29 protein-coding genes are annotated in these 25,768 nt (G+C 45.9%); 18 read left to right on the top strand and 11 right to left on the bottom strand.

What is annotated here, in order from left to right:
* The first annotated feature begins 154 nt into the window (after positions 1–154).
* The 3 genes from QUA74_RS04285 (at position 155) to QUA74_RS04295 (ending at position 3,039) form a co-directional block, all read left to right on the top strand.
* A complete protein-coding gene (locus QUA74_RS04285; protein ID WP_333325320.1) occupies positions 155–370 on the top strand; it encodes a hypothetical protein in 216 nt (71 codons plus the stop codon).
* Positions 371–685: 315 nt separating this feature from the next.
* Positions 686–2,170: a dynamin family protein gene (locus QUA74_RS04290; RefSeq protein WP_333325323.1), complete on the top strand. Its 1,485-nt coding sequence runs from the start codon at positions 686–688 to the stop codon at positions 2,168–2,170.
* Positions 2,143–3,039, top strand: coding sequence for a hypothetical protein (locus QUA74_RS04295; protein WP_333325325.1), 897 nt, complete (start codon positions 2,143–2,145; stop codon positions 3,037–3,039). The genes QUA74_RS04290 and QUA74_RS04295 overlap by 28 nt, the downstream gene beginning before the upstream one ends.
* A gap of 77 nt (positions 3,040–3,116) precedes the next feature.
* Here the strand turns inward: QUA74_RS04295 and QUA74_RS04300 are convergent, their stop codons facing one another.
* Positions 3,117–3,359: a DUF4926 domain-containing protein gene (locus tag QUA74_RS04300; RefSeq protein ID WP_333325327.1), complete on the bottom strand. Its 243-nt coding sequence runs from the start codon at positions 3,357–3,359 to the stop codon at positions 3,117–3,119.
* A 184-nt stretch (positions 3,360–3,543) separates the two neighbouring features.
* Positions 3,544–4,455, bottom strand: a complete 912-nt coding sequence (gene argB / locus QUA74_RS04305; protein ID WP_333325329.1) for an acetylglutamate kinase — start codon at positions 4,453–4,455, stop codon at positions 3,544–3,546.
* Positions 4,456–4,701: 246 nt separating this feature from the next.
* Here argB and QUA74_RS04310 point away from each other — a divergent pair, with 246 nt between their 5' ends.
* Positions 4,702–5,493 (top strand): HAD family hydrolase, encoded by a 792-nt coding sequence (locus QUA74_RS04310; RefSeq protein ID WP_333325331.1) that lies wholly within the window; start codon positions 4,702–4,704, stop codon positions 5,491–5,493.
* A 70-nt stretch (positions 5,494–5,563) separates the two neighbouring features.
* Here the strand turns inward: QUA74_RS04310 and mreD are convergent, their stop codons facing one another.
* From mreD to QUA74_RS04325, 3 genes are all read right to left on the bottom strand, one after another.
* On the bottom strand, positions 5,564–6,130 hold the full coding sequence (gene mreD, locus QUA74_RS04315; protein WP_333325334.1) for a rod shape-determining protein MreD: 567 nt from the start codon (positions 6,128–6,130) through the stop codon (positions 5,564–5,566).
* Positions 6,127–6,933, bottom strand: coding sequence for a rod shape-determining protein MreC (gene mreC / locus QUA74_RS04320; RefSeq protein ID WP_333325337.1), 807 nt, complete (start codon positions 6,931–6,933; stop codon positions 6,127–6,129). Before mreC ends, mreD begins: the two co-directional genes overlap by 4 nt.
* A gap of 87 nt (positions 6,934–7,020) precedes the next feature.
* Entirely contained in the window at positions 7,021–8,028 is a 1,008-nt protein-coding gene (locus tag QUA74_RS04325) for a rod shape-determining protein (protein WP_333325339.1), read from the bottom strand.
* A 330-nt stretch (positions 8,029–8,358) separates the two neighbouring features.
* On the opposite strand from QUA74_RS04325, the gene QUA74_RS04330 reads away from it, so the two are divergent.
* The 8 genes from QUA74_RS04330 (at position 8,359) to QUA74_RS04365 (ending at position 15,436) form a co-directional block, all read left to right on the top strand.
* Positions 8,359–8,718 (top strand): single-stranded DNA-binding protein, encoded by a 360-nt coding sequence (locus tag QUA74_RS04330; protein ID WP_333325342.1) that lies wholly within the window; start codon positions 8,359–8,361, stop codon positions 8,716–8,718.
* Positions 8,719–8,765: 47 nt separating this feature from the next.
* Positions 8,766–9,287 (top strand): tetratricopeptide repeat protein, encoded by a 522-nt coding sequence (locus tag QUA74_RS04335; protein WP_333325344.1) that lies wholly within the window; start codon positions 8,766–8,768, stop codon positions 9,285–9,287.
* 79 nt (positions 9,288–9,366) lie between these two features.
* Positions 9,367–10,038, top strand: coding sequence for a hypothetical protein (locus tag QUA74_RS04340; RefSeq protein WP_333325347.1), 672 nt, complete (start codon positions 9,367–9,369; stop codon positions 10,036–10,038).
* A 71-nt stretch (positions 10,039–10,109) separates the two neighbouring features.
* Positions 10,110–11,414, top strand: coding sequence for a TldD/PmbA family protein (locus QUA74_RS04345; RefSeq protein WP_333325350.1), 1,305 nt, complete (start codon positions 10,110–10,112; stop codon positions 11,412–11,414).
* A gap of 242 nt (positions 11,415–11,656) precedes the next feature.
* Positions 11,657–12,481, top strand: coding sequence for a DUF3153 domain-containing protein (locus QUA74_RS04350; protein WP_333325351.1), 825 nt, complete (start codon positions 11,657–11,659; stop codon positions 12,479–12,481).
* Between the two features lie 201 nt (positions 12,482–12,682).
* Complete coding sequence (locus QUA74_RS04355) at positions 12,683–13,072, top strand: LapA family protein (RefSeq protein ID WP_333325355.1); 390 nt, start codon at positions 12,683–12,685, stop codon at positions 13,070–13,072.
* Between the two features lie 73 nt (positions 13,073–13,145).
* Positions 13,146–13,961: a segregation/condensation protein A gene (locus tag QUA74_RS04360; protein WP_333325357.1), complete on the top strand. Its 816-nt coding sequence runs from the start codon at positions 13,146–13,148 to the stop codon at positions 13,959–13,961.
* 314 nt (positions 13,962–14,275) lie between these two features.
* Positions 14,276–15,436: an NDP-sugar synthase gene (locus QUA74_RS04365; RefSeq protein ID WP_333325360.1), complete on the top strand. Its 1,161-nt coding sequence runs from the start codon at positions 14,276–14,278 to the stop codon at positions 15,434–15,436.
* 101 nt (positions 15,437–15,537) lie between these two features.
* On the opposite strand, the gene speA is transcribed toward QUA74_RS04365, so the two are convergent.
* The 3 genes from speA to QUA74_RS04380 all read right to left on the bottom strand — a co-directional run bounded on the left by speA (position 15,538) and on the right by QUA74_RS04380 (position 19,751).
* Positions 15,538–17,547, bottom strand: a complete 2,010-nt coding sequence (speA, locus tag QUA74_RS04370; RefSeq protein WP_333325362.1) for a biosynthetic arginine decarboxylase — start codon at positions 17,545–17,547, stop codon at positions 15,538–15,540.
* Between the two features lie 303 nt (positions 17,548–17,850).
* Positions 17,851–19,002 carry a helix-turn-helix domain-containing protein gene (locus tag QUA74_RS04375; RefSeq protein WP_333325365.1) on the bottom strand — a complete coding sequence of 384 codons (1,152 nt, stop codon included), beginning with the start codon at positions 19,000–19,002 and terminating at the stop codon, positions 17,851–17,853.
* A gap of 158 nt (positions 19,003–19,160) precedes the next feature.
* Positions 19,161–19,751 (bottom strand): DUF3611 family protein, encoded by a 591-nt coding sequence (locus QUA74_RS04380; protein WP_333325367.1) that lies wholly within the window; start codon positions 19,749–19,751, stop codon positions 19,161–19,163.
* A 167-nt stretch (positions 19,752–19,918) separates the two neighbouring features.
* Between QUA74_RS04380 and QUA74_RS04385 the strand changes: the two genes are divergently transcribed.
* The 5 genes from QUA74_RS04385 (at position 19,919) to QUA74_RS04405 (ending at position 22,262) form a co-directional block, all read left to right on the top strand.
* Positions 19,919–20,089 (top strand): hypothetical protein, encoded by a 171-nt coding sequence (locus QUA74_RS04385; protein WP_333325369.1) that lies wholly within the window; start codon positions 19,919–19,921, stop codon positions 20,087–20,089.
* Between the two features lie 354 nt (positions 20,090–20,443).
* Entirely contained in the window at positions 20,444–20,737 is a 294-nt protein-coding gene (locus QUA74_RS04390; RefSeq protein WP_333120947.1) for a hypothetical protein, read from the top strand.
* Between the two features lie 103 nt (positions 20,738–20,840).
* The gene (locus QUA74_RS04395) at positions 20,841–21,269 is read left to right on the top strand and encodes a heavy metal-responsive transcriptional regulator (RefSeq protein ID WP_333325372.1); all 429 of its coding nucleotides are present in this window, start codon (positions 20,841–20,843) and stop codon (positions 21,267–21,269) included.
* Positions 21,270–21,778: 509 nt separating this feature from the next.
* A complete protein-coding gene (locus tag QUA74_RS04400) occupies positions 21,779–22,045 on the top strand; it encodes a DUF6972 family protein (protein WP_333325374.1) in 267 nt (88 codons plus the stop codon).
* Positions 21,993–22,262, top strand: coding sequence for a hypothetical protein (locus QUA74_RS04405; RefSeq protein ID WP_333325376.1), 270 nt, complete (start codon positions 21,993–21,995; stop codon positions 22,260–22,262). Before QUA74_RS04400 ends, QUA74_RS04405 begins: the two co-directional genes overlap by 53 nt.
* 155 nt (positions 22,263–22,417) lie before the next feature.
* Here QUA74_RS04405 and QUA74_RS04410 read toward each other — a convergent pair whose 3' ends face one another.
* The 3 genes from QUA74_RS04410 to QUA74_RS04420 form a co-directional block, all read right to left on the bottom strand.
* The gene (locus tag QUA74_RS04410; protein ID WP_015174173.1) at positions 22,418–22,645 is read right to left on the bottom strand and encodes a type II toxin-antitoxin system HicA family toxin; all 228 of its coding nucleotides are present in this window, start codon (positions 22,643–22,645) and stop codon (positions 22,418–22,420) included.
* On the bottom strand, positions 22,638–22,850 hold the full coding sequence (locus QUA74_RS04415) for a type II toxin-antitoxin system HicB family antitoxin (protein ID WP_333148509.1): 213 nt from the start codon (positions 22,848–22,850) through the stop codon (positions 22,638–22,640). The genes QUA74_RS04410 and QUA74_RS04415 overlap by 8 nt, the downstream gene beginning before the upstream one ends.
* Before the next feature lie 504 nt (positions 22,851–23,354).
* Positions 23,355–24,095 (bottom strand): calcium-binding protein, encoded by a 741-nt coding sequence (locus QUA74_RS04420; RefSeq protein WP_333325378.1) that lies wholly within the window; start codon positions 24,093–24,095, stop codon positions 23,355–23,357.
* A 215-nt stretch (positions 24,096–24,310) separates the two neighbouring features.
* Between QUA74_RS04420 and QUA74_RS04425 the strand changes: the two genes are divergently transcribed.
* Complete coding sequence (locus QUA74_RS04425) at positions 24,311–25,717, top strand: NB-ARC domain-containing protein (RefSeq protein ID WP_333325380.1); 1,407 nt, start codon at positions 24,311–24,313, stop codon at positions 25,715–25,717.
* The last annotated feature ends 51 nt before the right edge of the window (positions 25,718–25,768 follow it).

A 25,768-nucleotide genomic window follows, 5' to 3' on the forward strand; every position in this document is an offset into this window, starting at 1 on the left:
ATAGGTAGTCTAGTATTAAATTACCGACTCATCGTCTAAGTGCAAATACTTAGAAAAGCGGGAAAGTGCGATCGCGATATTTCAAATTTTGCCTGTTTAGTTAACTTTCGTTAGTCAAACAGTTAGTTTTTGTTCCTTACACTGAGGTATTCCAATGGCTAAAAGTGATGAAATAGCGAAAGCGGCAGGTTCCGCTGCTGCGGGTGCTGCTGCGGGTGCTGGTGTGGTAGCTGCTTCTGGTTTTACGGCAATTGGTGCTATTGGTGGAGGTGCTGGTATGGGTGCTGCTGCTGGGCCCGTTGGTGTAGCCGTAGGTGCGTTGGCTGGTTTGGCATTTTACGGGATCAGCAAGGCTTTTTCTGACGACTAAATATTGACTCGCGCCAGGGACTTCAGTTTGCACCATTGTCAATAACGGGCAAGATGCCCGTTCCACAAAGAGTGAATTTCTTGTGGGATGGGCCGGAGAGCCCGTCCGTTCCACAAAGAGTGAATTTCTTGTGGGATGGGCCGGAGAGCCCGTCCGTTCCACAAAGAGTGAATTTTTTGTGGGATGGGCCGGAGAGCCCGTCCGTAAAAGGCTTATTGAGAATGGTGCAATATCTCAGTTAAAACCGACTGGAAACGCTCAGGCAATTATCTTTGTGCCTGTTCTCATATTTTATTCAATCAAGATTATTAACTTATGTCTTCTCAAGAATTTCAAGCAGCATACACCAGCATTTACAGTACAGGCACTTTTCTATTACAATATCTCAAAGAATTCCGTGACGGACTCCGCATTCAGGGAGATGAAAGTCAAGGGCTACAAAGCATTGAAGATGAAATTAACAAAGCTTTAAAGGCTTTGCAAGATCAGAAGTATCAAGTAGCCGTCATAGCAGCAATGAAAGCTGGCAAAAGCACCTTCTTAAATTCTATCATCGGTGCTGATGTGCTGGCGAGTGAAACGGCCGCCTGTACCATCTGCCGTACAGATGTCCGACACATTAAACCGGGCGACACTCCTAAACTTTTAGAGTATCGAGAAGGACAAAAGAAACCAGTCATTCTTGTTGAGGGTGACGCTGGCCAAATTCAGCAAAAATTCCTGCTGCGTACCCGTGAAATCAGAGAACAAGGCAATCCTGATAACACCACACGCTTTGAGATAGAGCATCCGATTGAAGCAATTAGCCAATTATCTTCTCTCACAGGCTTTACCTTAGTTGATACTCCCGGCCCTAATGAGTGGGAGTCTGCAAACTTCAACATAAATGAACTGAAGCAGACAGCACTAGAAGCACTGCGAACCTGCAATGCCATTCTGTTTATTTTAAACTACGCTTCCTACAAAGATAATGCAGTTGCGGATTTGTTTAAGGATGTTGTTGAAAATCGTAAGGATTTTATAGCTGAGAACACGGGAAAAATTTACTTTATTTTGAATAAAGTTGACCAAAAAACAGAGAGAGACAAAGAAATTGCTGAGGTCATTAAAGATTTAGAGCGAGAGTTAGTTGGCTTTGGCTTTTGCAATCCAGTTATTTACCCTGCTAGTTCTCGACAAGGACTTTTAGCGAAACTGATTCAGCAAGAAAAAGCCACTGAAAGCGAAACCAAAGACTTTAAAAAATTCTTTAGTGCTAGGTATGCCACGGAAGATGAGGAAGGAAACCAGATTATTCCTGCACCCAAGAAAATTGCACCGCAAGCACTAGCAGATAGCGGTATCCTAACCATTCAAGAAACCGTCATTCAAAGGATTACGCAAAATTCTGGCTGGAATTTATTGAGTGAGGTGGTGGCAGAAATCGATAAAGCTGCTAAGGCAATTGAGGATACTCTGAATACAGAAATTAAAGGTTGGGAAATGGGGATTGAATCCCTCAAACAAAAAGTAGAAGAGTACAGGAAACGCTCAGAAAATGCGAGGAACCGAGTTGAATTAGTAGAAACAGCCGTCAAGCAACAAAAGCAAATACTAATTGAAGGATTTAGTCAAGGCATTGATAAATTTGCCGAGGGAGCTAAAAAGCAGATAGCCAGTGAGATAGATAAGATTGCAGGATCACGTTCCGCTAACTCTCCAAAGCCAAAAAAACTCAACAGACTCCTCAATTACCAGCGGCAAAATCTGACACTAAGGGTTTCGGACAAAGGGTGGGAGAACTTGGAGAAGAACTATTAGGATATATACCTGATTTTGGTAAGAGATTAGGCAAAGCATTCAATTTAACTGTACCTTTGTTGGATAAGCTGAGTGAATCTGTGCCTGAAATTTTCAATAGTTCTGTTTCTCAAGAGGCTGTTAAAAGTGAAAAATTAGAGCCGTACATTATCCGCTGTAAAACTAAGGCGGAAGCTGAAGAAATTGTTAAAACAATTAATAATTTTTGCGCGCCACATATTCAGAATTGGTGGATAGATACTCAGGATGGATTAGTTCGAGAGGGGACAAAGATTCGCGAAGAGTTGGCAAAAAAAATTCAAGAAGATATCCAAAAAATATCAGATGAACTATCTGATTATCTTGGTGATGCTTTAGCAGTGAAACTGAACATCAACCCGATTCAGTTTCCTAGTTTTGATTTTCCCGGAATTGATGCACGTATTAAAGATGTGCAATTAGCAGTGGTTGTAGGAACGAGAAGGGAAGAAACAGGTAAAAAGAGTCGTTGCTGTAACTCTGATGAAGTCTATTACGCTGATGTTGATATTACGGAAAGTCGTGACTTTTTTGATGTTGATTTACGACAGACCTTAGAGTCAGTAAATCGGAAAATAGATGAGCAGATATCTAGAAACCGACAACTTCTAGAGCGAGTTATTGATAAACAGATTTCTGCTGATTTCAGAAGTGCCGAAAAGCAAATCAATGATTACATTCACAGGTTTCAAAATGACTTCGATCGCGTTTTGAAGGAACGGGAAACGAAAGAAGCAGAAGCGCCGGAAATTCTAGCTCGTCTTGAGTATCAAAAAGCCAAGCTTATTGAGTACCTCAGTCAATTAAGTTCGATTCGGGAATCTCTCAATAGTTGGAAGCCAGTTAAGTAAAGTTAGAGAAAGTGCGATCGCCCTTTTCTTCCAAAAGTGCGATCGCACTTTCTCTAACTTCTATTCTCCTCACATTATTAAGCAACTGCAAGTTCATATTGCAGGACTAAAATTTCATCGGCTTTCAACATAGCCATAGCATATTCACTGCCTTGACTATCAGCAAACTCCACTAAATACTGACATTCCTTTCCCGTATCATACACTTCAACAATAGTTCCCACAAGTCCAACTGGCAAACTAGAAATAGATGCGTATTCTGGTTCCACTAGCGCTAATCGCGTATTTGAAATCGGCGTGAGAATCGCAACAGAATCCAAAACTCTCAAATGTTTTATCATAGTTTAATAAAATCTGAAATCCAACAACGGTTAGAATTAGTTGAAGTCATTTCCCAGAAGTACCTTCTTAAGCTTTATAGGGGCAGGTTTAGTTAGGAGCTACGCGATCGCAGCGAGTTTACCTCTTTCACGCACCCGCCCTCCCCACGCTAGGATTTACCCCTTACTTAGGCCTTAAGTTCGCGCCACTAAACTCCGAAGCAACTATCATCGACCCAATCCCCGCATCCGTAAATATTTCTTGCAGCAAAGCATGAGGAATTCGACCGTCAATAATGTGAGCACCCTTCACACCCTGAGCCAAACTCCGCACACAACAATTAACTTTTGGAATCATCCCCCCAGACACAACTCCCGACTCAACCAACTGTCTCGCTTCCTGAATATCTAACTTAGCAATCAGACTCTCTGGTTTGTGATAATCCTCCAAAATTCCCGCCGTATCAGTCATCAAAATCAACTTTTCTGCTCCCAAACCAGCCGCAATTTCCCCAGCCACCGTGTCAGCATTAATGTTGTAAGATTGACCGGTTTCATCGGCTGCCACGCTCGACACCACCGGAATATAACCGCTGTTCACCAAAGACTCCAAAATCTGAATTTTCACGCCACTGACTTCACCCACAAACCCAATTCCTTCCCGGCCATCTGGACGAGCTTGAATGAGATTGGCATCCTTGCCACACAGTCCCACGGCTTTGCCACCCGCTTGGTTGATTAACGAAACAATTTCCTTATTTACTTTCCCCACCAAAACCATTTCTACAACTTCCATTGTTGCCGCATCAGTCACCCGCAAACCATCCTTAAATTGCGGCTCAATACCCAATTTTTCCAGCCAAATATTAATTTCCGGGCCGCCGCCGTGAACCACAACCGGACGCATCCCCACGCAAGCTAGCAGCACAATATCCCGAACCACCTTGTCTTTGAGAGTGCTATCTTTCATCGCCGCACCGCCATATTTGACCACAATTGTGCGACCGGCAAAGTGTTGAATGTAAGGCAGTGCTTCGGACAGCACCTCTACTCGATTAGTGTCCGAATTCCTAACAAAATCGCTTTGTTTGAGCATGGGTAAATTACAAAAGACTAAAAACTTAATTCTAAACTTTAATGGCTAAAGCATATATCAACAGCCACAAAAATCACTTTTTCCCTTGAATTTATCTACGCGCAGGCTCGATCGCCCTTATTGAACCCAATCCTCAAAAACTTAATAGGTTTTTTTAATAACCTCATTTAAAATTATGTATTATAACTTATACATTTTTTGCTAAAGTCAAGAAATGTATAACTCCCTTGATTTACTTAACGTTTTATGTTAACTGCTGTCGCCCAAGACTCCGAAAACCTTCAGTACAAGCTACCATCAGAGGCTGACTCGTCCCCCCGGATGACGGTATTTTGCGATTTAGACGGGCCCATAGTCGATGTGTCCGATCGCTACTATGCCACCTATCAACAGGGATTAGCCGACACTCAAGCAGCTTATCTGGCTAGGGGAATCAACCTCAACATCCAAATCCTCAGCAAACAGCAGTTTTGGCAAATGAAACAAAACCGAGTACCCGATGCTGAAATCGCCAAAAGTTCCGGCTTGTCGGGAGAAGAAATTCACGTTTTTCTCGGATGCGTCAGTCAGCTTGTCAATCAACCAGACTTGTTGCACTTAGATCGTATCCAGCCAGGAGTGCAATGGGCGATCGCACTTCTGCACTCCCGTGGCGTGCGGCTGATTTTAGTCACCCTGCGGCCGAGAAATCAAGCCGTTCAACTGTTACAAAATTACGGTTTAGCCAGACTGTTTACCAGCATTCGCGGAACTCAGATGGCGGATGCCGCCTATCACAACTATACAGCCTTAAAAACTGAATTGTTGGCTGAAGTTGCAGAAGAATTTGAGTCATCCCTGGGTTCGGCTTGGATGATCGGAGATACAGAAGCAGACATCCTAGCAGGACAAGCATTAGGAATACCTACAATTGCCGTTACCTGCGGAATTCGCAGCCGCTATCAACTCCAAAAGCACCAGCCTAATTTCATTCTCAGCGACTTGATTATTGCCGTTCATCACTTATTAGGTTCCGGTCAACAAGTAATAGTAGAATGACGACAGTTAACAGTAATTAGTTAACAGTTAACTGTTGACTAAGGACTCATGGCTGATGACTAATGGCTGACTAAGACTTTTCTAAAGTCCTGGTCATTTCCCACAAGCGATTGAGCGGAAAATACATCACCGGAGCCCAAAGACTGCTAAGAATGGCAGAACACAAAGCCACTCGCTGGTGATAGCTCCAAATTTCCAGTAAAGCCCGATCGCCCATAGCAAAAAATTGTAGCCCCATCACCGTTTCCGCTACCACCGCCATCCCAAAAACAATTAACGCTATCGGAATCGGATCTCTCTCAACAATATCTGCCGGAATCGACCAGGTTTTCTGCAAAACAACTGTTAAGACTCCTACAACAACTAGACTGACAGCATGGGTGGGATGAGGAGCCGTCATCGCATCTTGAAGAAACCCCAAAACCAAGCCCATGCTAGCAGCTCCCCAAACTGTACGTTTCCGCTTAATACTCCAAGCTACCAACCAAATTAACAGCCAGTTCGGTCCAATTCCCAACAATTCCATTCCCGGCATCCGGGTGGGCAATATCAGTATGCACAGCATCACAGATAGAAATGTAACGGCGAAATTGAGAAATTGGCGCGATCGCGAAGACATCCGAGATAAAGCTTTCATTGTTGCTGTGATCCCTCAGATAGTGCAGAAGATTGACCCTCCGAGTTCGTCGGTTCGGCTTGCTTAGAGTGGGGGTAAACCACCGCCCACTCCAGAGCATTCATCGGTGCAGAGAACTCAACAACAGCTTCTGGAGCCGGAGTTTTATTCATATCCACCGAAACCACTTTTCCGACCGGCAAACCAGGAGGGAACAACTGACTGTAAGAAGAAGTTGAAACCACATCCCCAGGCTTGACATTGGGAACATTCTCAAAAAACTCCATCACAGCCTGATTTCCGCCTTTCCCGCGCATAAAACCCATGTGACGACTGCGGGTAATTCCCACACCCAATTGACTCGTAGCGTCGCTAACTAACAGCACCAAGCTAGTATTAGGAGTAACGCTGACAACCCTGCCTACTAAACCGCCGGGGCCCATCACAGTAAAATCTGTTTTAATGCCATCGTTACTGCCGCGCCCCAAGGTTACTTGCTGCCACCAGTGGTCGGCGCTGCGACCGACAACAGGAGCTACAATCCCTGTAGGTTTCTTAGCCGAAACGTAACCTAAAAGCTCTTTTAGCTTCTGATTTTGATTTTCTAATTCTAATAGCTGCGCTTGCAATTCTTGAGTACGCGCCGAGATGAGTTCCTCTTGCCCAGAGCCGTTGGCGTGAAACGGACGAGTCACCCAATTGTAAACTTCAAATACGGCAGCACCTTGTGTTTGTCGAACTCCCCAAGCGGCAGTTACAGCTAAACCTAAAAGAGCAATTTGCAGTCGCAGATCCCACCACTTTCGGAATGTATTTTTTAGCATAATTTCAGTAATCTAAAATTGTTATGTCAGGATTTTAGATTTGAGATTGCAGCCGTATTTCTAAATCCACAATCCCAAATTTTTTAACTACATATTGCGCGACGACTGCCCGCTAAAAACCCGTTCCAACTGTTTGTTTTCCAATACCCTACCAGTTCCCAAAACCACGCAGCACAGCGGATCTGCTGCCACGTGAGTGACAATTCCTGTTTCGTGACTGATCAGAGTATCTAAACCTTTCATCAGCGCGCCACCACCAGCCAGCATAATTCCCCTGTCAATAATATCTGCTGCTAATTCCGGAGGGGTGCGTTCCAAAGTACGCTTGACAGCTTCCACAATTACTGAAAGCGGTTCCGACATACTTTCGCGAATTTCTGGGCCTTTGATAGTAACAGTTCGCGGCAAACCAGACAGTAAGTGCAAGCCCCGCACTTCCATCATTACATCGTCATCCTCTGGAGTTGGATATGCAGAACCAACCTGAATCTTAATTTCTTCAGCAGTGCGTTCGCCAATGACCAAATTGTGAACTTTTTTCATGTATTGGACGATCGCCTCATTGAGTTCGTCGCCGGCTACCCGCACAGACTCACTGATCACCGTACCTTGCAAACTCAAAACCGCAACTTCCGTCGTACCTCCGCCGATATCTATAATCATATTGCCAGTCGCCTCAGCAACAGGCAGTCCAGCCCCGATCGCCGCAGCGATGGGTTCATCAATTAACCGTACTTCTCTAGCACCGGCCTGAGTCGCCGCCTCAATGACAGCACGCCTCTCGACTCCGGTGACACCGCTGGGGATGCCAATAATTATCCGCGGCGAAACTAAGCTTCGGCCTTCGTGAACTCTGCGGATAAAAGTCTTAAGCATCAGTTCCGCCGTATCGAAGTCTGCAATTACCCCATCGCGAAGCGGGCGCAGTGCTATGACATTCCCTGGCGTGCGCCCGAGCATTTTCTTGGCTTCTTCTCCAACAGCCAGCGCTATTTTTAAATCTTGGTCGATCGCCACTACAGAAGGTTCCTGCAGAACAATACCTTTGCCCGATACATAAACGAGCGTGTTAGCAGTACCGAGGTCGATACCCATATCTCTAGATAACGAAAATCGATTGAGAAGACCCACTGATTTGTACCCCCCCCAAAAACTAAAATACTATTGTGTGCAATAATGTTGTTACAAAAGTGTAACCGAGGTGGATTCTATTACGTTTTTCATCCTGAGTCTAGTCAGAAATGTACATTGTCGAGCTCAGGTTGAGCGCAGACTTGCCAATCATCCACCATCAATATGTTCTCCTAACTGGGTGTACAATCAGGATGAAGCCTCACAAGCGTTGTTCCCAGTTCAGTTTCGAGGCTAATGCGCGTGTGGACTGTTTAACTACATCACCGATCGACCACATTCCCAAAAAAGTTTATGAGTCTTAATGTTGTGACTTTAGTAGGCCGCGTCGGCGGCGACCCGGACGTGAAGTATTTTGAGTCGGGTACAGTTAAGTGTAATTTGACGCTGGCAGTGAACCGCAGAACCAAGAACAGCGATCAACCAGACTGGTTCAATCTGGAAATCTGGGGCAAAACAGCGCAGATTGCTGCTGACTACGTTCGCAAAGGCTCTCTAATTGGCGTAACAGGCTCTTTGAAGTTCGATCGCTGGCAAGACCGCAATACGGGTTCAAATCGCTCGAAGCCGATAATTAAGGTAGACCATTTAGACTTGCTCGGTTCCAAGCGCGACAACGAGTCGGGTATGTCGCAACACAACAGCGAATTCTAGTGTTTGGGGAATTGGGGAAGTAATATTTGTGAATTGGGTGGGTGCTTGTGACTTCAGAAAAGTTAGAAATTGTTCAAACTGAGTACCAAGCTGGGCAAGTAGCTTTTGAGAGTGGCCGGTATGCTCAAGCTGTGCAGAGTTTAGAAACAGCAACCGGTTTAGTCGATCGAAATTCCCGGTTGGGCGGCGAGGTGCAGATGTGGTTAGTCACAGCCTACGAAGCATCGGGCAATACAGAAAAGGCGGGTGAGCTTTGCCGCAAGCTCACCCGCCATCCCCGCCAAGAAACCCGCCAACAAGCAAAGCGCTTGCTGTTCATTCTCGAAGCTCCCAAACTCACTATCCCTCCTGAATGGATGGTGAAAATCCCTGATTTGGCAGCTTTAGATGAAAATCAATCAATCAGTTTTCAAGCCAATCCGAACGCTGATATCAAGTACGCTAAACCCAAGCCCGCCGTACCAGAGCCTGTAGATTTGAGTCAGGTTAATACGAAAGATAATAGGTTTATCTGGGTGGCGTTAATTGCGATCGGGCTAATTTTAGGCGGCTTATTTATTAGTTATTAATCATTTTTTCATTCCCACAAACTCTATCTCTAGGGTGCGCCGGGCGGCGCACCTTACCCCTACTGAGAGAAGTTAAGCAATGCCTTTTAGCAATTATAAAAGTATCAGCGCGGTCGCCAAAGAATTCCAAATTAATTACCTGCGGGATAATTTCATTGTCGAAACAGAATTTGCAGTCAGCGAAGTTTTTCGGAATGAATTAGAATTGATTTTCAATGAGGGAGTATTTGACAACTCGGAAATCGCCATTTGTGAAAATATCATTTATCCTGTATTAAAAGAAGTTTGGAAAAATTATCGAAGTAATTTTCTCCTTTGGAGCCACCAAACCTTAGTCTATAATGAGAATCTGTCAGGAATTCCAGATTATATATTGGCGAAGCGCTCCCCCCTTGGCACAGTAGTTTTTGACAAGCCCTATTTCATATTAGTTGAAGCCAAGAAAGAGAGCGCATTTGATGAAGGATGGGGGCAGTGTTTGGCAGAAATGATCGCCGTGCAGCGACTTAACAATCAACCAGAACAAACTATCTTTGGTATTGTTTCTAATGGGGCAATGTGGCAGTTTGGCAAGCTCAAATTAGAAAGGTTTACTCAAAATAAATTTTTCTATACAATTCAGGACTTAGAGCGACTCTTTGCAGCCGTTAACTATGTTTTTAAACAGTGTGAATTACAATTAGAGGAGAAGGAAGAAGGAAGGAACGACACTGATTTTGACACGGATACACGGATTAATTATCGAGCATGAGGCAGGAGTCAGAAGTTGAATAGCGATAATTGCTAAAATAAAAAAAAGACCAAACCAGAAAGGCGATTATTGTGAGCGATTCAACCATAGAACAGATTTTGAAATTGGCCTCTCAGCGCGCCGATGCGGCTGAAGTATACTACCTGTCAAGTCAAGACACCCCCATAGAATTTGAAAACAATCGTCTCAAATCCCTGCAAACCAAAGCCCTGCAAGGCGTTGCACTGCGACTGATTTACCAAGGCAAAATCGGTTTTGCTAGTTCCACAGATTTAACGCGGATAGACGATTTAGTAGATGCAGCGATTCAAACAGCCGAAATCGGCGACCCCGCAGAATTTGAACTCGCCTCCAACTTCCACCTAAAAGGCCCGGAAACCACCTACACTCCACCCACAACTCAAGAATTAGTCGAAAACGGCAAAAACCTCATCGAGCAAGTTCACGCTTACAATCCCGATATTATGGTAGATGTCGGCTTTCACGTCCGCAGCGGCAGAGTGAAAATTGCCACAACGCAAGACCTGTATGCCGAAAGAAGCAGCCCAATAGTCAGCGGCTCGATCGCGGGAAATTTGGTAAAGGGAGAAGACTTTATGCAAGCATACAGTTACGACGTAGCGCGCGATCGCCCCCTAGACACCGACAGCATCCTCCAATCACTCCTCGAAAAATACCGCCTCGCGGAACATTCAGCCACCATCAGCAGCGGTTCCTACCCAGTATTATTTACCCCCAATGCCGCCGCTAGCACCCTCGGCAGCCTATTTGATACCATCCTTTCAGGTCAAGCAGTAGTTCAAAAAGCCTCTCCCCTAGCCGACAAAATCGGCGAAACCTTATTTGACGAACGCTTTACCTTTTTTGAAGACCCCACTTTAGGCCCTTCTGCTTGTCCCTTTGACGACGAAGGTACACCCACCACCCGCAAAGTCTTGATAGACAAAGGTACTGTCACCGGATTTTATTGGGATCGCAGGTGGGCCGCTCGCGCCGGTGTAGAATCAACCGGGAACGGTTTTCGTGGCGGATTGTCTCGCCCAGGCCCGGATTTGACTAACTTTTGCATTTCCCCAGGAAATACCGCCACTCAAGACTTGATTGCTAGCATGGACGAAGGTCTAATAGTAGAGCAGGTTTTAGGAGCCGGTCAGTCCAATCAGTTAGCTGGAGAATTTTCTGTCAATTTGGACTTAGGCTATAAAGTAGAAAAAGGCAAAATTGTCGGCCGCGTCAAGAATACAATGGTGGCAGGCAGCATTTTTGAAGCCTTTAAAAATTTGGCAGATTTGAGCAGCGAAGCCGAATGGGTAGGCGGTGCAGCCTATTTGCCGAGTATACTGTTTCAACAGTTGGGTGTAGCTTCGAGGCAATAAGTTCAGTGCGGTTAATTCTAGGTGACGCTGATACTGTTGCTAGAAAAATCTTAGCACTCACCTCAAAAAAACCTGGTTTCTGCCACAAAGCATCTGTGAAATCGCCCTTCGGTAGCCCCTAAACCGGGTTTTTGGTATGCGGTTCGCAAGTCCAGACGTGGAAATAAAAACACATAAATACTGCCGACAATTCAACGCTTTGCTAATTCATGCAAATAGGGAAAAACAGGGAAAAAGGTACAATGAAAGAGCAAAATGTCAAGGATGGAACTCGGAAGAAGAAAAAGCAGTTTTTCTTTCTTTTACCTTTGGTTTTTTGCCTTTTAACTCTAGTGAGTGGATGCGTTCAGTACGATGTCGGGGTGAACTTTGAGAGTCAAACTCGTGGCGAAATCGTGCAGCACATAAAACTGGGGGAAAGGTTGACGAGCTTCAGCAGCGAAACTGTTGCAGAATGGTTGAAAAGCGTAGAACGCCGGGTGAGGTTGCTGGACGGAAAAACTAAACGGCTTTCCCCCACAGAAGTTCTAGTGAGGATTCCTTTCAATAATGGAGCCGAGTTGCAAGACAAGTTCAACCACTTTTACAATCCCGTCGCACCAACCACAAAATCTCGGGTCGCAAGTCCGCTAGAAACCGATTTGCCGAAGTTTGAATCTCACCTTAGTGTCAAGCAGAATAATTTGTTATTGGTGCTGCGAAATCGGTTGAGTTTGGAATTGGATTTGCGCTCTCTTTCACTGCTTTCTTCTAATGGCAGCCTGCTGCTGAGCCCGGGGGGACTTTTGGAGCTAGACTTTAGCTTGAACACGCCTTGGGGCGCCGAAAGTATTGAAACTGTTGCCGGTGCGCTGGTTCCCGAAACCTATCAGCAAGGAAAACAGTTAGTTTGGAAGCTCAAACCCGGAGAAGTTAACTATTTGGAGGCGATATTCTGGATTCCCAGTCCCGTAGGAATTGGGGCGCTGATTATTGCCTTATTTGTAGCGGCGGGCATTGCTTTGAAATATCAAATATTGCCAGCACTGGGAATCGGTAAGAAACCGCAAAACATCGGTCAAACCTAAAGAGGATATGTCCTAGAGGGGCGGGTTAACCAATATCTTCAATCCACTCTCAGAACTCCCATAAACCCGCCCCTCCCCGGATATTATGGTTAATTGACCCGATTTGATATTATCCAAAAAAACTGAGAACCTCTGTCAAAAAACAGTTGACAAATGGTAAATAATTTGCTTAATCTGACTTGATAATTAGGGACAGAGAAAATGCGATCGCTAAATTTCTTCTTCATCTTTCTGATTTGCTTGGCTCTAGTATTATTCAGCATCGAAAATACAGAGCCAGTCGCGATTCAAGTTATCAAAGGCGTCCAAGTTAAAGCTCCGCTGTGCGTCGAACTAATTGTAGCGACTGGATTAGGGGCCACACTAGCGTGGCTGTTCAGTCTGTGGTCGAGAATGCAGCGAACCCTCGCGTCGCGCCAACAACTCCGCCAAGTTCGGGAAAAAGAGCAGCGTATTCAGGAATTAGAACAAAATCTTGAACGCTATAAAGCCGAAGTAGAAGTCCAACAACCTTTGTTAGAAAGTGCAGAACCGATAAGTTTAGAAATAGCAGCCATTGAGGGTACAACTGCTGAAATCACCGCCACTTAACTTGATATGCTCTCTCGTTTTCGGAGAGAGAAAATCAAAAATCTAAGATCTAAAATATAAAATCTAAAATCGAATGGCCGTTTCCCGAGACCAAGATGGTTTAGAAACGATTTCCGAGGGGATCGCAATTTTAATTGACCTAGCCGAACGGGGAGAAATTGATCCTTGGGACGTTAAGGTAATTGAAGTGTTCGATCGATGTTTGAGCAAGCTTACGAACGCCTGCGATGCGGATCAGAGTAAGGATTTCTCCGATTTGTCCCACTCCGGCCAAGCGTTTTTGTACGCTTCCATGCTGGTTTTGCTCAAAGCAGAAAGTATCGTCCTCTCAGAACCCCCCGCGAATCCCGACTCGGCCGACGAGGCGGCACTCGAAGACGCAGAGCACTCAGGAGGGCGACACTTGCCCCAGCATTTGGAGCGGCAATTGCGCCGTCGCGGTGTAGCTCAACTACCGCAAAAACGCCCGGTAACTCTCCCAGAACTGATTGAGCAGTTGCAGCTAATGAAAGCAGCAATGGAGCAGACAGTTACCCCCCGGCGTCGCCCTACCTCAAAAATGCGATCGCAAGCAGCCCAGGCTATCTTTGAGCTAGCTCACCAAGAAAATTTGGTGGAAACTGCTAGTGAACTTGATCGGTTTCTGGCAGAACGGGGATCAGAAATTGACGAGGGTTGGCTGGACTTGGAACAACTGCTGGAACTTTGGCATGATAAGGATTTGCACTTCTCTGTCAACCCAGAACACCCGGTATCGACTGGGGAAGTTCACTTGCCAAATCATGACCGCGTGGGTATCTTTTGGGCGTTGTTGCTGCTTTCGGCTCAGTCTAAAGTAGAGTTGCTTCAAGAGGAGTTTTATCAAGACCTCAAAATCCGCGCGCTTTGAGCTTGCAGGGTATTAGGTTCTCGGGCGAAACTAATAACTTTGCCGCTGCGTCGGTTAAAATTCCAGACAGAACCTCGCTCGCCGACATTCTGTTGCTGAGTCTGGGATGCGGAGAGCGAGAGTTTGAAGTTATTGCTGGTTCCCGATACCTGGTTTCTTAAATCTAGGTAAATTCGGAATAAATGATTGATAGCCTGGTACGATGTCGCCTATAAACAGGTCAGGATTTTGCTGTGATCGATCGATTCGATCGCAACCGCTAGCATCTAATTGTTGAGTTTATATCAATTAACAGAGGGTTGAGGAAGTTAAGAATGAAAGCGATGATTCTGGCGGCCGGTAAAGGCACTCGCGTCCGTCCCATTACTCAGACAATACCCAAACCGATGATTCCCATCCTGCAAAAGCCAGTGATGGAGTTTTTGGTTGAATTGCTCCGACAGCACGGATTTGACCAGATTATGGTCAATGTTTCCCACTTGGCAGATGTGATTGAAAACTACTTCCGTGACGGTCAAAAATTTGGGGTACAAATTGCCTATTCTTTTGAAGGGCGAATTGAGGAGGGAGAACTTATTGGAGAGGCTCTGGGTTCGGCTGGTGGCATGAAGCGGATTCAGGACTTCTCGCCGTTTTTTGATGATACTTTTGTGGTGCTGTGCGGCGACGCTTTGATTGACTTGGACTTGACTGCTGCTGTGAAGTGGCACCGGGAAAAAGGGGCGATCGCTACTATTGTTATGAAATCGGTTCCCCGCGAGGAGGTTCCCAGTTACGGTGTCGTAGTTACGGACGAGTCTGGCAAAATTAAAGCTTTCCAAGAAAAACCTTCTGTAGAAGAAGCTCTGAGTACCGACATCAACACTGGTATTTATATTTTTGAACCGGAAATATTCAAATACATCCCTTCGGGCGAGGAGTACGATATCGGTTCGCAGTTATTCCCCGCGCTAGTAGCAGCAGGTGCGCCTTTTTACGGGATTAGCATGGACTTTGAGTGGGTAGATATCGGCAAAGTTCCTGATTATTGGCGGGCAATTCAGAGCGTGCTGCTCGGACAAGTTAAAAATGTTTCGATTCCGGGAATTGAAGTGCGCCCAGGCATTTACGCTGGTTTGAATGTAGCTGTCAACTGGGATAAGGTTGATATTACTGGGCCTGTTTACATTGGCGGGATGACGATCATTGAGGATGGAGCAAAAATTGTCGGCCCGACAATGATCGGCCCAAATTGTTGGCTTTGCAGTGGCGCGACTGTCGAAAACAGCGTGATTTTTGAGTATTCCCGTTTGGGCCCGGAGGTGCGGCTGGTTGACAAACTGGTGTTCGGGCGCTACTGCGTTGATAAAACCGGAGCTGCGATCGATTTGCAAGCGGCGGCTCTCGATTGGCTGATTACTGACGCTCGCCAAGTTTTACCGACTCAACACGGAGAAGAGCGGCGGGCGATCGCAGAAATTCTCCGTCCTGAATAATTGGTAATTGTTCAAGGTAAGGTGCGCTAGGCGCACCCTACTTCTACATTTATGATCTCAGCTTTTAATTGTGGTAATGTGCTTAGGTGGCACCCTACATTTTAAGACTGAAGATAAGTATATTGGCTGAGACTCCGTTCGTAATTTTGCAGCAAAAGTTGGGCCTCGGAAAGAGTAATTTTATTTTGCTGCAAAGCTGCTTCTGTCTGACGGCGGATGCTTTCCACCAAATTTTCTGCATCGTACTGTACGTAGCTGAGGACTTCTTTCATAGTGTCTCCTTTCACAACGTGTTCGATATGATAGCCAGAAGGTGTTAGCTGAATGTGAACTGCATTTGCATCGCCGAATAAGTTGTGAAGGTTGCCCATAATTTCTTGATAAGCACCTCCCAAAAATAGCGCCAAATAGTAAGGTTCTCCAGGTTTGAGAGTATGCAGTTCCAAAACCGACTTCACATCTCGCAAATCAATAAATTGGTCTATTTTGCCGTCGCTGTCGCAGGTGAGATCGGCTAAAATACCGCGCTGAGTTGGTTCTTCATCGAGTCGGTTAATTGGCATTATTGGGAACAATTGGTTAATTGCCCAACTGTCCGGTACTGACTGGAAAACAGATAAGTTGATGTAATAAATAGACGCCATCACCTTTTCTAAGTCTTCCAAATCGTCAGATACGTATTCTTTTTGCCGCGCGATCGCCTGTATCTTATCGCAGCAAGCCCAGTACAACTGTTCGGTTTTCGCCCGCTCCGCAATCCCCAAATAGCCTAAGTTAAATAAACTGACTGCTTCTTCCTTGAATTGGATAGCATCGTGATAAACTTCTTGGTAATTTTCGGGACTGATAGATTGGTAAATTTCGTAGAGATTGCGCGGAATTTGGTGCGCGTTTTCATCTACTGGTTCTGGTACTTCTCTGGGGACATCGCTAGTACCGAGTACGTCAAAAACTAACACTGATTGGTGAGAAGCGATCGCCCGCCCGCTTTCGCTAATGATAATTGGAACCGGGATTTTGCGCTCGTCGCAGGCATCTTTCACTCCCGCTACTACGTCGTTAGCGTAGTTTTGCATATTGTAGTTTTTGGAAGCGTGGAAGTTTGTTTTAGACCCGTCGTAGTCAACGCCGAGTCCACCGCCTACGTCCAAGTAGTTCATATTAGCTCCCAATTTAGCTAATTCTACATAAATGTGGCTGGCTTCTCGAATGGCGTCTTTGATGACACTAATTGAGGAAATTTGAGAGCCGATGTGGAAGTGCAATAACTGCAAACTATCGAGCATTCCAGCTTTTTCTAGTTCGGCGACTGCGCGAATAATTTCAGGAATTGTCAAGCCAAATTTTGCCCGATCGCCCGTGGAAACTCCCCAGCGACCAACGCCTTTGGTAGTGAGTTTTGCTCGCACTCCCAAAATCGGTTTAATTCCTAATGCTTTGCTGGCGGCGATTGCGAGTTCTACTTCCTCTATTTGCTCCAGCACAATTACGGAAGTTTGCCCTAGCCGCTGCGCCAAAATAGCAGTTTCTATGTATTCGCGGTCTTTGTAACCGTTGCAAATTAATAAAGCGCCTGGGTTTTTTAAGGTCGCCAAAGCTATCATTAATTCCGGTTTCGAGCCGGCTTCGAGCCCGAAGTGATGGGGTTGACCGAAACGCACCAAATCTTCAATTAATTGTCGGTGCTGGTTGCATTTAACTGGAAACACACCGCGATAGACATTTTTGTAGTTGTACCGAGCGATCGCTCTGGCAAAACACGAATTTAAGCGCTCGATCCGGTCTTCCAAAATATCAGAAAATCGAATCAGCAGGGGCAAAGCCAAATTTCGTTGTTTGAGGGATTCTACCAGTTCGCACAAGTCGAGGGAACCGCCGCGATCGCCCTTGGGAGACACTGTAACGTGGCCGGCTGCATTGATCGAAAAATACGGTTCGCCCCAACCTTGAATTCGGTAGAGTTTCTCACTATCTTCTATTGTCCAAGATGCTTGTGGCAGTTGAGCCGCCGTTACCAAAGCACTGTCTGGTGCCGCCAAACTCGTGACTGTTGGCGAGTGAGTCGATAGCGGATCGAGATCGGGGAAAGCAGCGGTGGCTGGGGAACTCATCTTATCGGAAACCTCTTTTAGGAGTGGTCAAATAGATAGTTTATCGCACATATCGGGTTTCCTGATGCAGTTAAAAATTCACTTTGGGTGTAGGGCTAGGCGATTTTAGATTTTAGACGCGAGATTTTAAAATTGACTCCACAGATGGATGAAGGTGGGGGATTCAACTAAAATCTAAACGGTGATTGCTCTCCACTACTCATGTTTTCAAGTAAGTATCCCTATGCAGGTGAACTCTGAAACTGGGTTTCAGAGTTCACCTGCGCCAAGAGTGTTGTCGGGCGATCAATCGCCCGACACACACTAACCAAAAATCACCTCCGGCGGCGCCATGTCAGCCCCCACGATCATTACCCCGTTACGGTTAGACTTCTTCAAACCCGGTTGAGGTGCTTTTTCTGGAGTCTTCTGAGCCGGTGCAACTGAGGCTGGCGGTGTCACCTGCATGGGAGGTACTGCCTGTGCTCCTGGCACCACGGGTTGCTGCGACAGCCAACCCAAACCCCCTACAGCCCCAGCCATCAAAGCGGTGTAGCCGATGTACAAATGCAGCGGACGCATTTGAAAGCCTTCGGCTGAGTCGGAATCGGAAACAGACACATACATACTGGGAATTGGGCTCGGAGCGGGTTTGGGCAAAGCATTCGCCATAGCGCTGCCGTCTAGTCCCAAGGCGTCGCCGAGTCTGCGGATAAAACCTCTAACGTAAATATCTTGGGGCAGTTTGTCGATTTCCCCATTTTCGATCGATTCGATGTGGTGCAGCGGCACGAGAGTTTGACTGTGGAGTTGCTGCAGGGATAGGGAGCGAATTTGCCGTCCCTTACGCAATTCTCCACCCAACTCCCGCAGGCACTCTTCTCGCTGTTGAACGGCTAAAGCTGCTTCTTCTTCCTTTGTGAGTTTTTTCGGCTTTTTGGGAAAACCGAACCCTGGGAAGGATTTTCCGGGGACGGTGACAGTTGCAGGTGCAGCCGACTCGACTTTAATTTCGTCTTGGGGCGCTTGTTTGCTGTCTTCAGAAGTGTTAGTGTCTCGATCGGAAATTTGAGTGTCGGACTCGGTTTGGGGGGGTGCTTCCACACTAGCGCTGCGCCAATAGAAGACAGGAACAGCTACTGGTGGCTCCAATTCTTTAAATTCTGTCACCGTCCCAATGCCGGGAGTTACAGCACCAAAACTCTCTTCGGCTACTTGCGGTTCAATTTTGTTTTGTTTGGGAAACCGATCAAAGGCGAGCTTGACGGCTTCTCTGCTAACTGCTCTAATTAAAATTTCGGCAGCGGAGGCTGCTTCGCCCAACATTGTTTGCAAGCTAGCGAGAGCCTGGCTATAGGTGTCGCTACAGAGGAGTTCAGCTTCTATTTGACCTAGGACAGAACGAAAACTTTCTTGAGAAATTTCAATAGTTGGGTGATCTGTCACCCCAAAATAAGCCTCGGGTTTCAGTGCCATGATATTCATGTTGTCTTGGTAGAAGGTATCTGAGTACGTTCTTCGACAGGTTGGCAGTGATTCCGGATGTCGGTTGGGGGAGAGTGGGAGTGTGAGGGAGAGTGAGAGAGTGAGAGAGTGGGAGAGTGGCAGAGGCGCAATTGCCACTTACCAATTGTCTATTGCTTGTGGATGCGATCGAGCAACCACAGAGCCCCGAAAATCCCGACAAAATGGGCAACAGTAGCGTGAGTATTGGCTAGTACCACAAATATATCTAGGGGCTGAATAAATCGACCCACATCGACTGCGGCACCGAACAAGGCTTGCGGCTGAGCTAGAGATTTGGCTAAGAGAGTGCCACTGATGGCTTCTGCGCCGATCAGCGTCAGCACCATTCCTGACAAGTTGCTCATCAGTGCCAGCCGCACCTCTTTGATGGTGTCTGCTTTTTTGGGGCGGACAGCGTTAGCGGGCGATCGCAGTTGTCTCGACAAGCGGGTGAAGCGGAAAGAGCGATATACGCTGTAAGCGAGTACGGCTAGCCCGCAAATAGCAAAAAATACGCCACCGCCGGTGCCGGCACTGGTTGAACCCGCAGCGGCGGTAGCGCTGGGGATGGCGAAGGGGATGGCAAAGAGCAAAATGATCGCCGCTACCACCGCTAGCACTAACTGTACCCAGAAGCAAACCCAGCCTGTTGTACGAAGGGCAAAGGCAACTCGCTGTGCGGCGATAGGAAGCTTATCGTTATCTAACTGATTAGTCATATTTTGAGCGGGTATAATTAAGTGGCTTTAGTTGGCTGCAGTTTTTTCTCTTCGGGGATGGTTGACGGCGGTTAACCCTCTTTATAATAGAAGTAGCAATGTTTAAGATTTGTAACTAACATTGGATTTCACATTTGAATAGCGTCGATCGCCAGGTACCCAAAGCAATGACACAACTACAACCCACCGTCACTCCCAAACTGGAACAGCCAAAGTTTGGCTTCAACAGCTACGCGGAACGCCTTAATGGTCGAGCCGCGATGATCGGTTTTTCTGTAACTTTAATTATCGAGTATGTCACAGGCCAGGGCTTGCTGTCCTGGTTAGGTCTCAACTAATTTTAGCAATGGCGCGGTCAGCCTTACACTTTGTCTTGACTCTTCCGGCAGCGGGTGTGAGTTCTGCGGACCGCGACAAATTCGGGAATTGATTAAAATATTAATTACAAACAAGCCCAGCGACTTCTCTGCCGAGAGAGATCTGTTCCCGAATGCAATAGCTGGCTTTTGGAGGTATATATGGGGTGGAATTTTGATTTGACAAGCTTGGCAATTTTGCCTCGCTCCCGTACAATTCCCCACAGGCGAGAAGATTAATTTAGGTGAAGCTAGTCTTTGAGCTAGAAATCCCGATCGTTCCGCCAACTCTAAGTTTTAGAGCTTGTAAATAAATATAGAACAGAGTAAAACCCAATGAATGCTTCGTGGACGCGACTTTTGAGGTCAGCTTACCGTAGAGAGCCAATTACCAGCTTTGTTGTGACAGTGGGCGTTGTCGATGCAGCCATCGGCAGCATCGGTGCGAGTGGCTCTTTATTGGCTTTTGGGCTGGGTACCGCTGGGGTGGCGATGGCTCTCCGCTGGTGGCAATTTTACCGCTCTGGAGCCGAACAACCCGCACCGGCTCCCGAATACTATCTTCCTCCTCAGTCTTCTAGACCTCAGTTGCCCGTGCTTAATGTGTCTAAAAAAAATCCTCCTTATTAAGATTACTGGGCAATGCTGACTGGGCGATGTGCCGATCGACTCCCTGGATCTGAGGCACTAAAAGATAGGGCAAGAAAGTCTTTCGATCTTGGATGCTTGGTTTATGAATATTTCTGTTGCCGAGAAACTGTACCAAATTGGCTCTGTAGCTGCCTGTAGTGGTTTGTCGGTCAAAACTGTTCGTTACTATGAGGAGATGGGCTTGCTGTCTCCTGCGGTAAAGCGCTCGCCCGCTGGCTATCGCTTGTTTGGCGAAACCGTATTCAACAGGTTGGCGTTTATTAAACGCTCTCAGGCTCTGGGTTTGAGCCTTCAGGAGATTAAGGATATTTTACAGGTTCGCGATCGGGGAGAGTTGCCTTGCTCTGAAGCGAAGCAGCATCTAACGGCTAAGGTAGAGGAAATTTCCGTGCAAATTGCAGCCTTAGAAACTTTGAAGGGGGAGTTGCAAGGCATTCTCAACTGCTGGCAAGAGCAACCCTCGCAGGCGAGCATTACTAGCACGATTTGTCCGAACATTCAGCGGGATTGAGCAGCGGAAAAATACAAAAAAAGGGAAGGAATTATCGGTTTCCTTCCCTTGATGGTTTTGTTGGTAGTTTTGTCGATCGTGTTGAGCTTTTAACTGTTTTCGCAGAGTTTGCTGTTGCTTTTTGAGTTGCCGAGCCCTGGCTGAGCCGCCTTTACCTTTGGAGTTTCTGCCCTCGCTGCGGGGAGACTCCCAACTTTTTAGTCTCATGTTTTTCATTGTTTGCACTACTTCTATAATACACCCCCACATTTTCACTGTCAAGTATTTTTTAGAGCGATGTTTGGTAGTATCAACTGTTGACTGATGGGGATTTGCTACAGACATAGGGATTATGCGCCCATTGCCTGTGGCTGGTTACGCCTACAGGCTTTTTGACAATTTGGGATGTAAGGGCGATCGCATGATTTAATCATACTTGTATGCTCAGTAATTAATTAATGAGTGGAATTAATTGCCAAATCACCCTTGACAGCAGGCACATTGCTAAACACTTGCCAGACACGCCACAAATGAGAAGACTGCTTAATAAAGGACGTGCTGCTCATATTTTTAACGATGAGGCTACTATGAATCAGGTAGCTCAAGCCATAATAGAAGATGGAGACTTTACAGGTACGATTCGGGGCTACGATCGTTATGGTAAGTTTTTTGCTGAATCAATTGGTTATAGAGTTGACCCGGATGGTAGCCGTCTTTTACTTTACTACGGAGAGATAAAAGTTGATGCAGAAAACCGATACCACGTTACGCCTCGAAGCCGATTTAGTGAAGAATAACTGGGAATTTACAGAGGTATGGATAGATCCAAATCTTTCACCGCCTTATCTTCTTTTGTTACTAAGTGACGCTGAGGGAAATTGTCGGATCTACAATCCGGCTGAGGGTTATAAAGTTGTGTTTTCTAGTAAGAGTTATGATGAGGCGCAGTATTGGCTTTTAGAGGATGAGTATGAACCCGTAGAAGGGCGGCTGAGTGTGTCGGAGTTAGTTTGAATAATTCATGTAGGGGCGATTCCCTACGGGATAGCTGCGCTTCACGCACTTTTTGACAAATTGGGAGATGAGGGGCGATCGCTATTTCATTACGATCGCGATCGACCCCTACAAGCTACAAAAACTCATCTACTGGGAAACCCGGTTATTCTCACTTATAAATTAGCTATAAACTCATCAGGTGTGACCTTTGCTTGCTTTAGAACACCGCTGAGAGTACCAATTTTTAACTCGCGGTGGAGTGGCACAACGCAAACAATTTCTCCGTCTGGAAGAGGCTTTTTAAGGACAACGTGGCTACCCGTTTGTCTGGCTTGATAAAAGTCTAAACGCTCTAGTACGCGAATTACTTCTAGGCTTGATATTCTGGGCAACCTAGGCATAGCTAACCTCTATGCTAGTTACAAACCTGGGAGTGATTTCGTCGGGTAAAGGACACTCTTCGAGATAGAGCCTTGTAGCTTCTTTGAGATTGGCGATCGCTTGTTCTATGGTTTCGCCTTGGTCAATTGTGCCGACTTCTGGACATTCGGCAATGTACATATCTTCTTCTTTGTAAATGATGACTGTGAAGCTTTTAGTTTTCATTATATTTTTGCTTTCAGCATCAGAGGTTGCTTAGTTTCTATTTCCTAGTTTATCTTGGATGTAATTTTTTTGCAAGTACAGCGGAAGAGGCGCGATTCCCTACGGGATAGCTGCGCTTCACGCACTTTGTGACAAGTTGGGACGTAAGGGCGATCGCCTTTTGGTTATTTCTAAATTGAAAAGCGATTGCTATATCATCAAAAAATGCGATTCGTCGCAGCCTATTTGCCTTCGCCGAATCGCCCCTTTCCTTAATGTTTATGAGCTATATCACTTTTGCTGAGTTGCATTTACTTACCTTGCTGGCAATTGGTTATCTACTTATTTTCAGTAGATTCTTCATTAGTAGTTAAAAAGTACACTGAAAATCAACGCGGGAAACAAGAGAGACAACAGGTTAAAACCTGTTGAGTCGGGTTTCATCCCCTCCATAAATCGCAGGGGTTTTCACCCTCCCACGTTATTTCCGATAGCGACAGGCTACCACCCAGCATAGCAGAATCCTCAACTGCTGATAAAGTCCGCTGCTGTCAAGCTCGCTGGTGTTAGAGGAACACGAGTAGTTGGCGATTTATCCACAAGTCCAATAATTCGACCAGTGGATTTAACTCGTAAAGCCAGATTTTGATCGGCACCAGCGCAGACGCCACAAAATGCATTCCAGGGTTCAAACTGCCTTTCCACGAAACGTGGATTCAACCCAGCAGTTTCAAATGTCAGGACTTCGATGTCAGCAAATGTCAGACCTTTTGGAAGTGCAATTTTGTCTTCCCCAGGGAAGAAGTCTTGCAGAAAATCTACTGTATTAGTAGCGACTTCATCTTGAAGGATAAACGTGTCTCGTCCAGCTCCTCCATTCAGAACATCAAAACCTAAATCTCCAGATAAAATGTCCGCACCGTCGCCACCCGATAGCTTGTCGTTATCACGCCCCCCAAACATTTGATCGTTGCCGCGTCCACCAATAAGGGTATCAGTGCCCGCATTCCCAAACAAAACGTCATCGTCAAGTCCACCGTCAAGAGTATCTGCATCTTTACCACCGTAGAGGGTATCGAACCCGCCCTCACCATCTAGTGTGTCACGACCCTGATTCCCGAACAGTTCATCATTGCCACCCAAGCCACGGATCCAGTCATTACCCCCCAAGCCGAACGTTCTGCGGCTGCCATCAGTATCACGAATGAAGTCATCATCCTCTGTGCCTTGTGCATCGGGAGTATTTGCAATATTGATGTTAGCCATTCCTTCTTAAAAATTGCTTAAATTTATTGCGTCCTGATTTTTTAGCATATGTGAAAAATATACTCAAATCAAATCAAATCAATAGGATTTAGTAGGCATTTTTTTACCTTTCCTGATTTCTTTCAGTTGGATAAAGTAGGATTTAGTTGCTAAAGTATCAAACGGTAGGATAAAGTAGGATCGCAATAGGCAAAACCCAAACCCTGACTCGACCTATGGACGTTGAAGAAGTCTTAAAAGTGGCTGACGATCTCGTATTCGCTAAGACAGAAAAACACCTCAACCATCTACAAGAAGGTATATTGCGAGGCACTTGGCAACGCCAGAAATACCCAGAAATTGCCAAAACTTGCTACCGTAGCGAAGCTCATGTCAAAAAAGTCGCAGCAAAATTATGGAAACTTCTATCAGAAACATTAGGTGAAGACATCAATCAATCTAACTTTGCATATACAGTGGAAAGATGGCAATTTTCGATAGTTTCATCACATTTTGGCGACAATGCACAAGTTGGTAAGTTTAAGGTTTGTGCAAACCATCCTGAATTCTTAGAAACCCCAAACTTAGAAAATAAAAATCAGGACACCTCTAGCAAAACTCAGCCCAAACAGCGATTAGACTTATCCGATGCACCAGAACCCAACCTATTCTATAACCGCACATCCGAACTCACCACCCTCGAAAACTGGATTTTAGGCCGCACCCGCCTCATCACCATTTTAAGCTTATCCGGTATTGGCAAAACCGCCCTTACTCTCCAACTAATCTCACAAATTCAACACGAATTCGATTACATCATCTGGCGAAGTCTCCGCAACTCTCCACCGCTGGCATCACTCCAAACCGACTTAATTAAATCCTGTAGGGGCGGTGTCCCCGTGCCCGTTCCCTATCCCGAAGAAAGGGCAACCACGGGGGGATTGCCCCTACTAAAATATTTACGATCACACCGCTGTCTCATCATCCTCGATGATATCCAAACCATCTTCAGCAGCCAACAACTCGCAGGAAATTACCAACCTGGATATGAAAATTACGGCGCATTCTTCAAACAAATAACAGAATCATCCCACAACAGTTGCTTAATCCTCCTGAGTTGGGAAAAACCCAGAGAAATCGCCGCCTTAGAAGGCGAAAACCGCCCCTGCAAATCTCTGCAACTCAACGGTTTAGGCGCGGAAGCACAAGAAATATTCAGAGAAAAAGGTTTAGCAGAACCGGAGAAATGGTCAGAACTAATCGACCTTTACCGAGGCAATCCCTTATGGTTAAATATAGTTGCCACATTGATTCAAGACTTATTCGGCGGTAGCGTTTCCGAATTCCTCTCCTATGATACCCTATTCTTAGGAGACTTAGAATCACTCCTGCACCAGCATTTCGATCGCCTAACCGCATCCGAACAACAGGCGATCGCATGGCTAGCCAATACCCCCGAACCTGCCGACATCTCAAAAATACCAGAAAACCTGCAACTATCACCGCCAGAACTCTTGAAAGTCATGCAATCTTTAGGACGACGGTCATTAGTTGAAACAGTCAAACAAAACGGGCGATCGCACTTTACGATCGCGCCAGTAATCAGAGAATATATAATCAACAAAACCCGACACAAAAACTGATAAATTTATCGCTCTGCTAAACTATAGCTAAGATAGTAAAAATTTATGGAG

This window comes from Microcoleus sp. LAD1_D3 (genome assembly GCF_036702135.1).
In the GTDB taxonomy this organism is placed as follows: domain Bacteria; phylum Cyanobacteriota; class Cyanobacteriia; order Cyanobacteriales; family Microcoleaceae; genus Microcoleus.

What these genes read in the sequence shown, in the direction of transcription:
- QUA74_RS04285 (WP_333325320.1), top strand. Translation starts at nt 155, where the DNA reads ATGGCTAAAAGTGATGAAATAGCGAAAGCGGCAGGTTCCGCTGCTGCG.
- QUA74_RS04290 (WP_333325323.1), top strand. Translation starts at nt 686, where the DNA reads ATGTCTTCTCAAGAATTTCAAGCAGCATACACCAGCATTTACAGTACA.
- argB (WP_333325329.1), bottom strand. Translation starts at nt 4,455, where the DNA reads ATGCTCAAACAAAGCGATTTTGTTAGGAATTCGGACACTAATCGAGTA.
- QUA74_RS04310 (WP_333325331.1), top strand. Translation starts at nt 4,702, where the DNA reads ATGTTAACTGCTGTCGCCCAAGACTCCGAAAACCTTCAGTACAAGCTA.
- mreD (WP_333325334.1), bottom strand. Translation starts at nt 6,130, where the DNA reads ATGAAAGCTTTATCTCGGATGTCTTCGCGATCGCGCCAATTTCTCAAT.
- mreC (WP_333325337.1), bottom strand. Translation starts at nt 6,933, where the DNA reads ATGCTAAAAAATACATTCCGAAAGTGGTGGGATCTGCGACTGCAAATT.
- QUA74_RS04325 (WP_333325339.1), bottom strand. Translation starts at nt 8,028, where the DNA reads ATGGGTATCGACCTCGGTACTGCTAACACGCTCGTTTATGTATCGGGC.
- QUA74_RS04330 (WP_333325342.1), top strand. Translation starts at nt 8,359, where the DNA reads ATGAGTCTTAATGTTGTGACTTTAGTAGGCCGCGTCGGCGGCGACCCG.
- QUA74_RS04340 (WP_333325347.1), top strand. Translation starts at nt 9,367, where the DNA reads ATGCCTTTTAGCAATTATAAAAGTATCAGCGCGGTCGCCAAAGAATTC.
- QUA74_RS04350 (WP_333325351.1), top strand. Translation starts at nt 11,657, where the DNA reads ATGAAAGAGCAAAATGTCAAGGATGGAACTCGGAAGAAGAAAAAGCAG.
- QUA74_RS04355 (WP_333325355.1), top strand. Translation starts at nt 12,683, where the DNA reads ATGCGATCGCTAAATTTCTTCTTCATCTTTCTGATTTGCTTGGCTCTA.
- QUA74_RS04360 (WP_333325357.1), top strand. Translation starts at nt 13,146, where the DNA reads ATGGCCGTTTCCCGAGACCAAGATGGTTTAGAAACGATTTCCGAGGGG.
- QUA74_RS04365 (WP_333325360.1), top strand. Translation starts at nt 14,276, where the DNA reads ATGAAAGCGATGATTCTGGCGGCCGGTAAAGGCACTCGCGTCCGTCCC.
- speA (WP_333325362.1), bottom strand. Translation starts at nt 17,547, where the DNA reads ATGAGTTCCCCAGCCACCGCTGCTTTCCCCGATCTCGATCCGCTATCG.
- QUA74_RS04375 (WP_333325365.1), bottom strand. Translation starts at nt 19,002, where the DNA reads ATGGCACTGAAACCCGAGGCTTATTTTGGGGTGACAGATCACCCAACT.
- QUA74_RS04380 (WP_333325367.1), bottom strand. Translation starts at nt 19,751, where the DNA reads ATGACTAATCAGTTAGATAACGATAAGCTTCCTATCGCCGCACAGCGA.
- QUA74_RS04385 (WP_333325369.1), top strand. Translation starts at nt 19,919, where the DNA reads ATGACACAACTACAACCCACCGTCACTCCCAAACTGGAACAGCCAAAG.
- QUA74_RS04390 (WP_333120947.1), top strand. Translation starts at nt 20,444, where the DNA reads ATGAATGCTTCGTGGACGCGACTTTTGAGGTCAGCTTACCGTAGAGAG.
- QUA74_RS04395 (WP_333325372.1), top strand. Translation starts at nt 20,841, where the DNA reads ATGAATATTTCTGTTGCCGAGAAACTGTACCAAATTGGCTCTGTAGCT.
- QUA74_RS04400 (WP_333325374.1), top strand. Translation starts at nt 21,779, where the DNA reads ATGAGAAGACTGCTTAATAAAGGACGTGCTGCTCATATTTTTAACGAT.
- QUA74_RS04405 (WP_333325376.1), top strand. Translation starts at nt 21,993, where the DNA reads ATGCAGAAAACCGATACCACGTTACGCCTCGAAGCCGATTTAGTGAAG.
- QUA74_RS04410 (WP_015174173.1), bottom strand. Translation starts at nt 22,645, where the DNA reads ATGCCTAGGTTGCCCAGAATATCAAGCCTAGAAGTAATTCGCGTACTA.
- QUA74_RS04415 (WP_333148509.1), bottom strand. Translation starts at nt 22,850, where the DNA reads ATGAAAACTAAAAGCTTCACAGTCATCATTTACAAAGAAGAAGATATG.
- QUA74_RS04420 (WP_333325378.1), bottom strand. Translation starts at nt 24,095, where the DNA reads ATGGCTAACATCAATATTGCAAATACTCCCGATGCACAAGGCACAGAG.
- QUA74_RS04425 (WP_333325380.1), top strand. Translation starts at nt 24,311, where the DNA reads ATGGACGTTGAAGAAGTCTTAAAAGTGGCTGACGATCTCGTATTCGCT.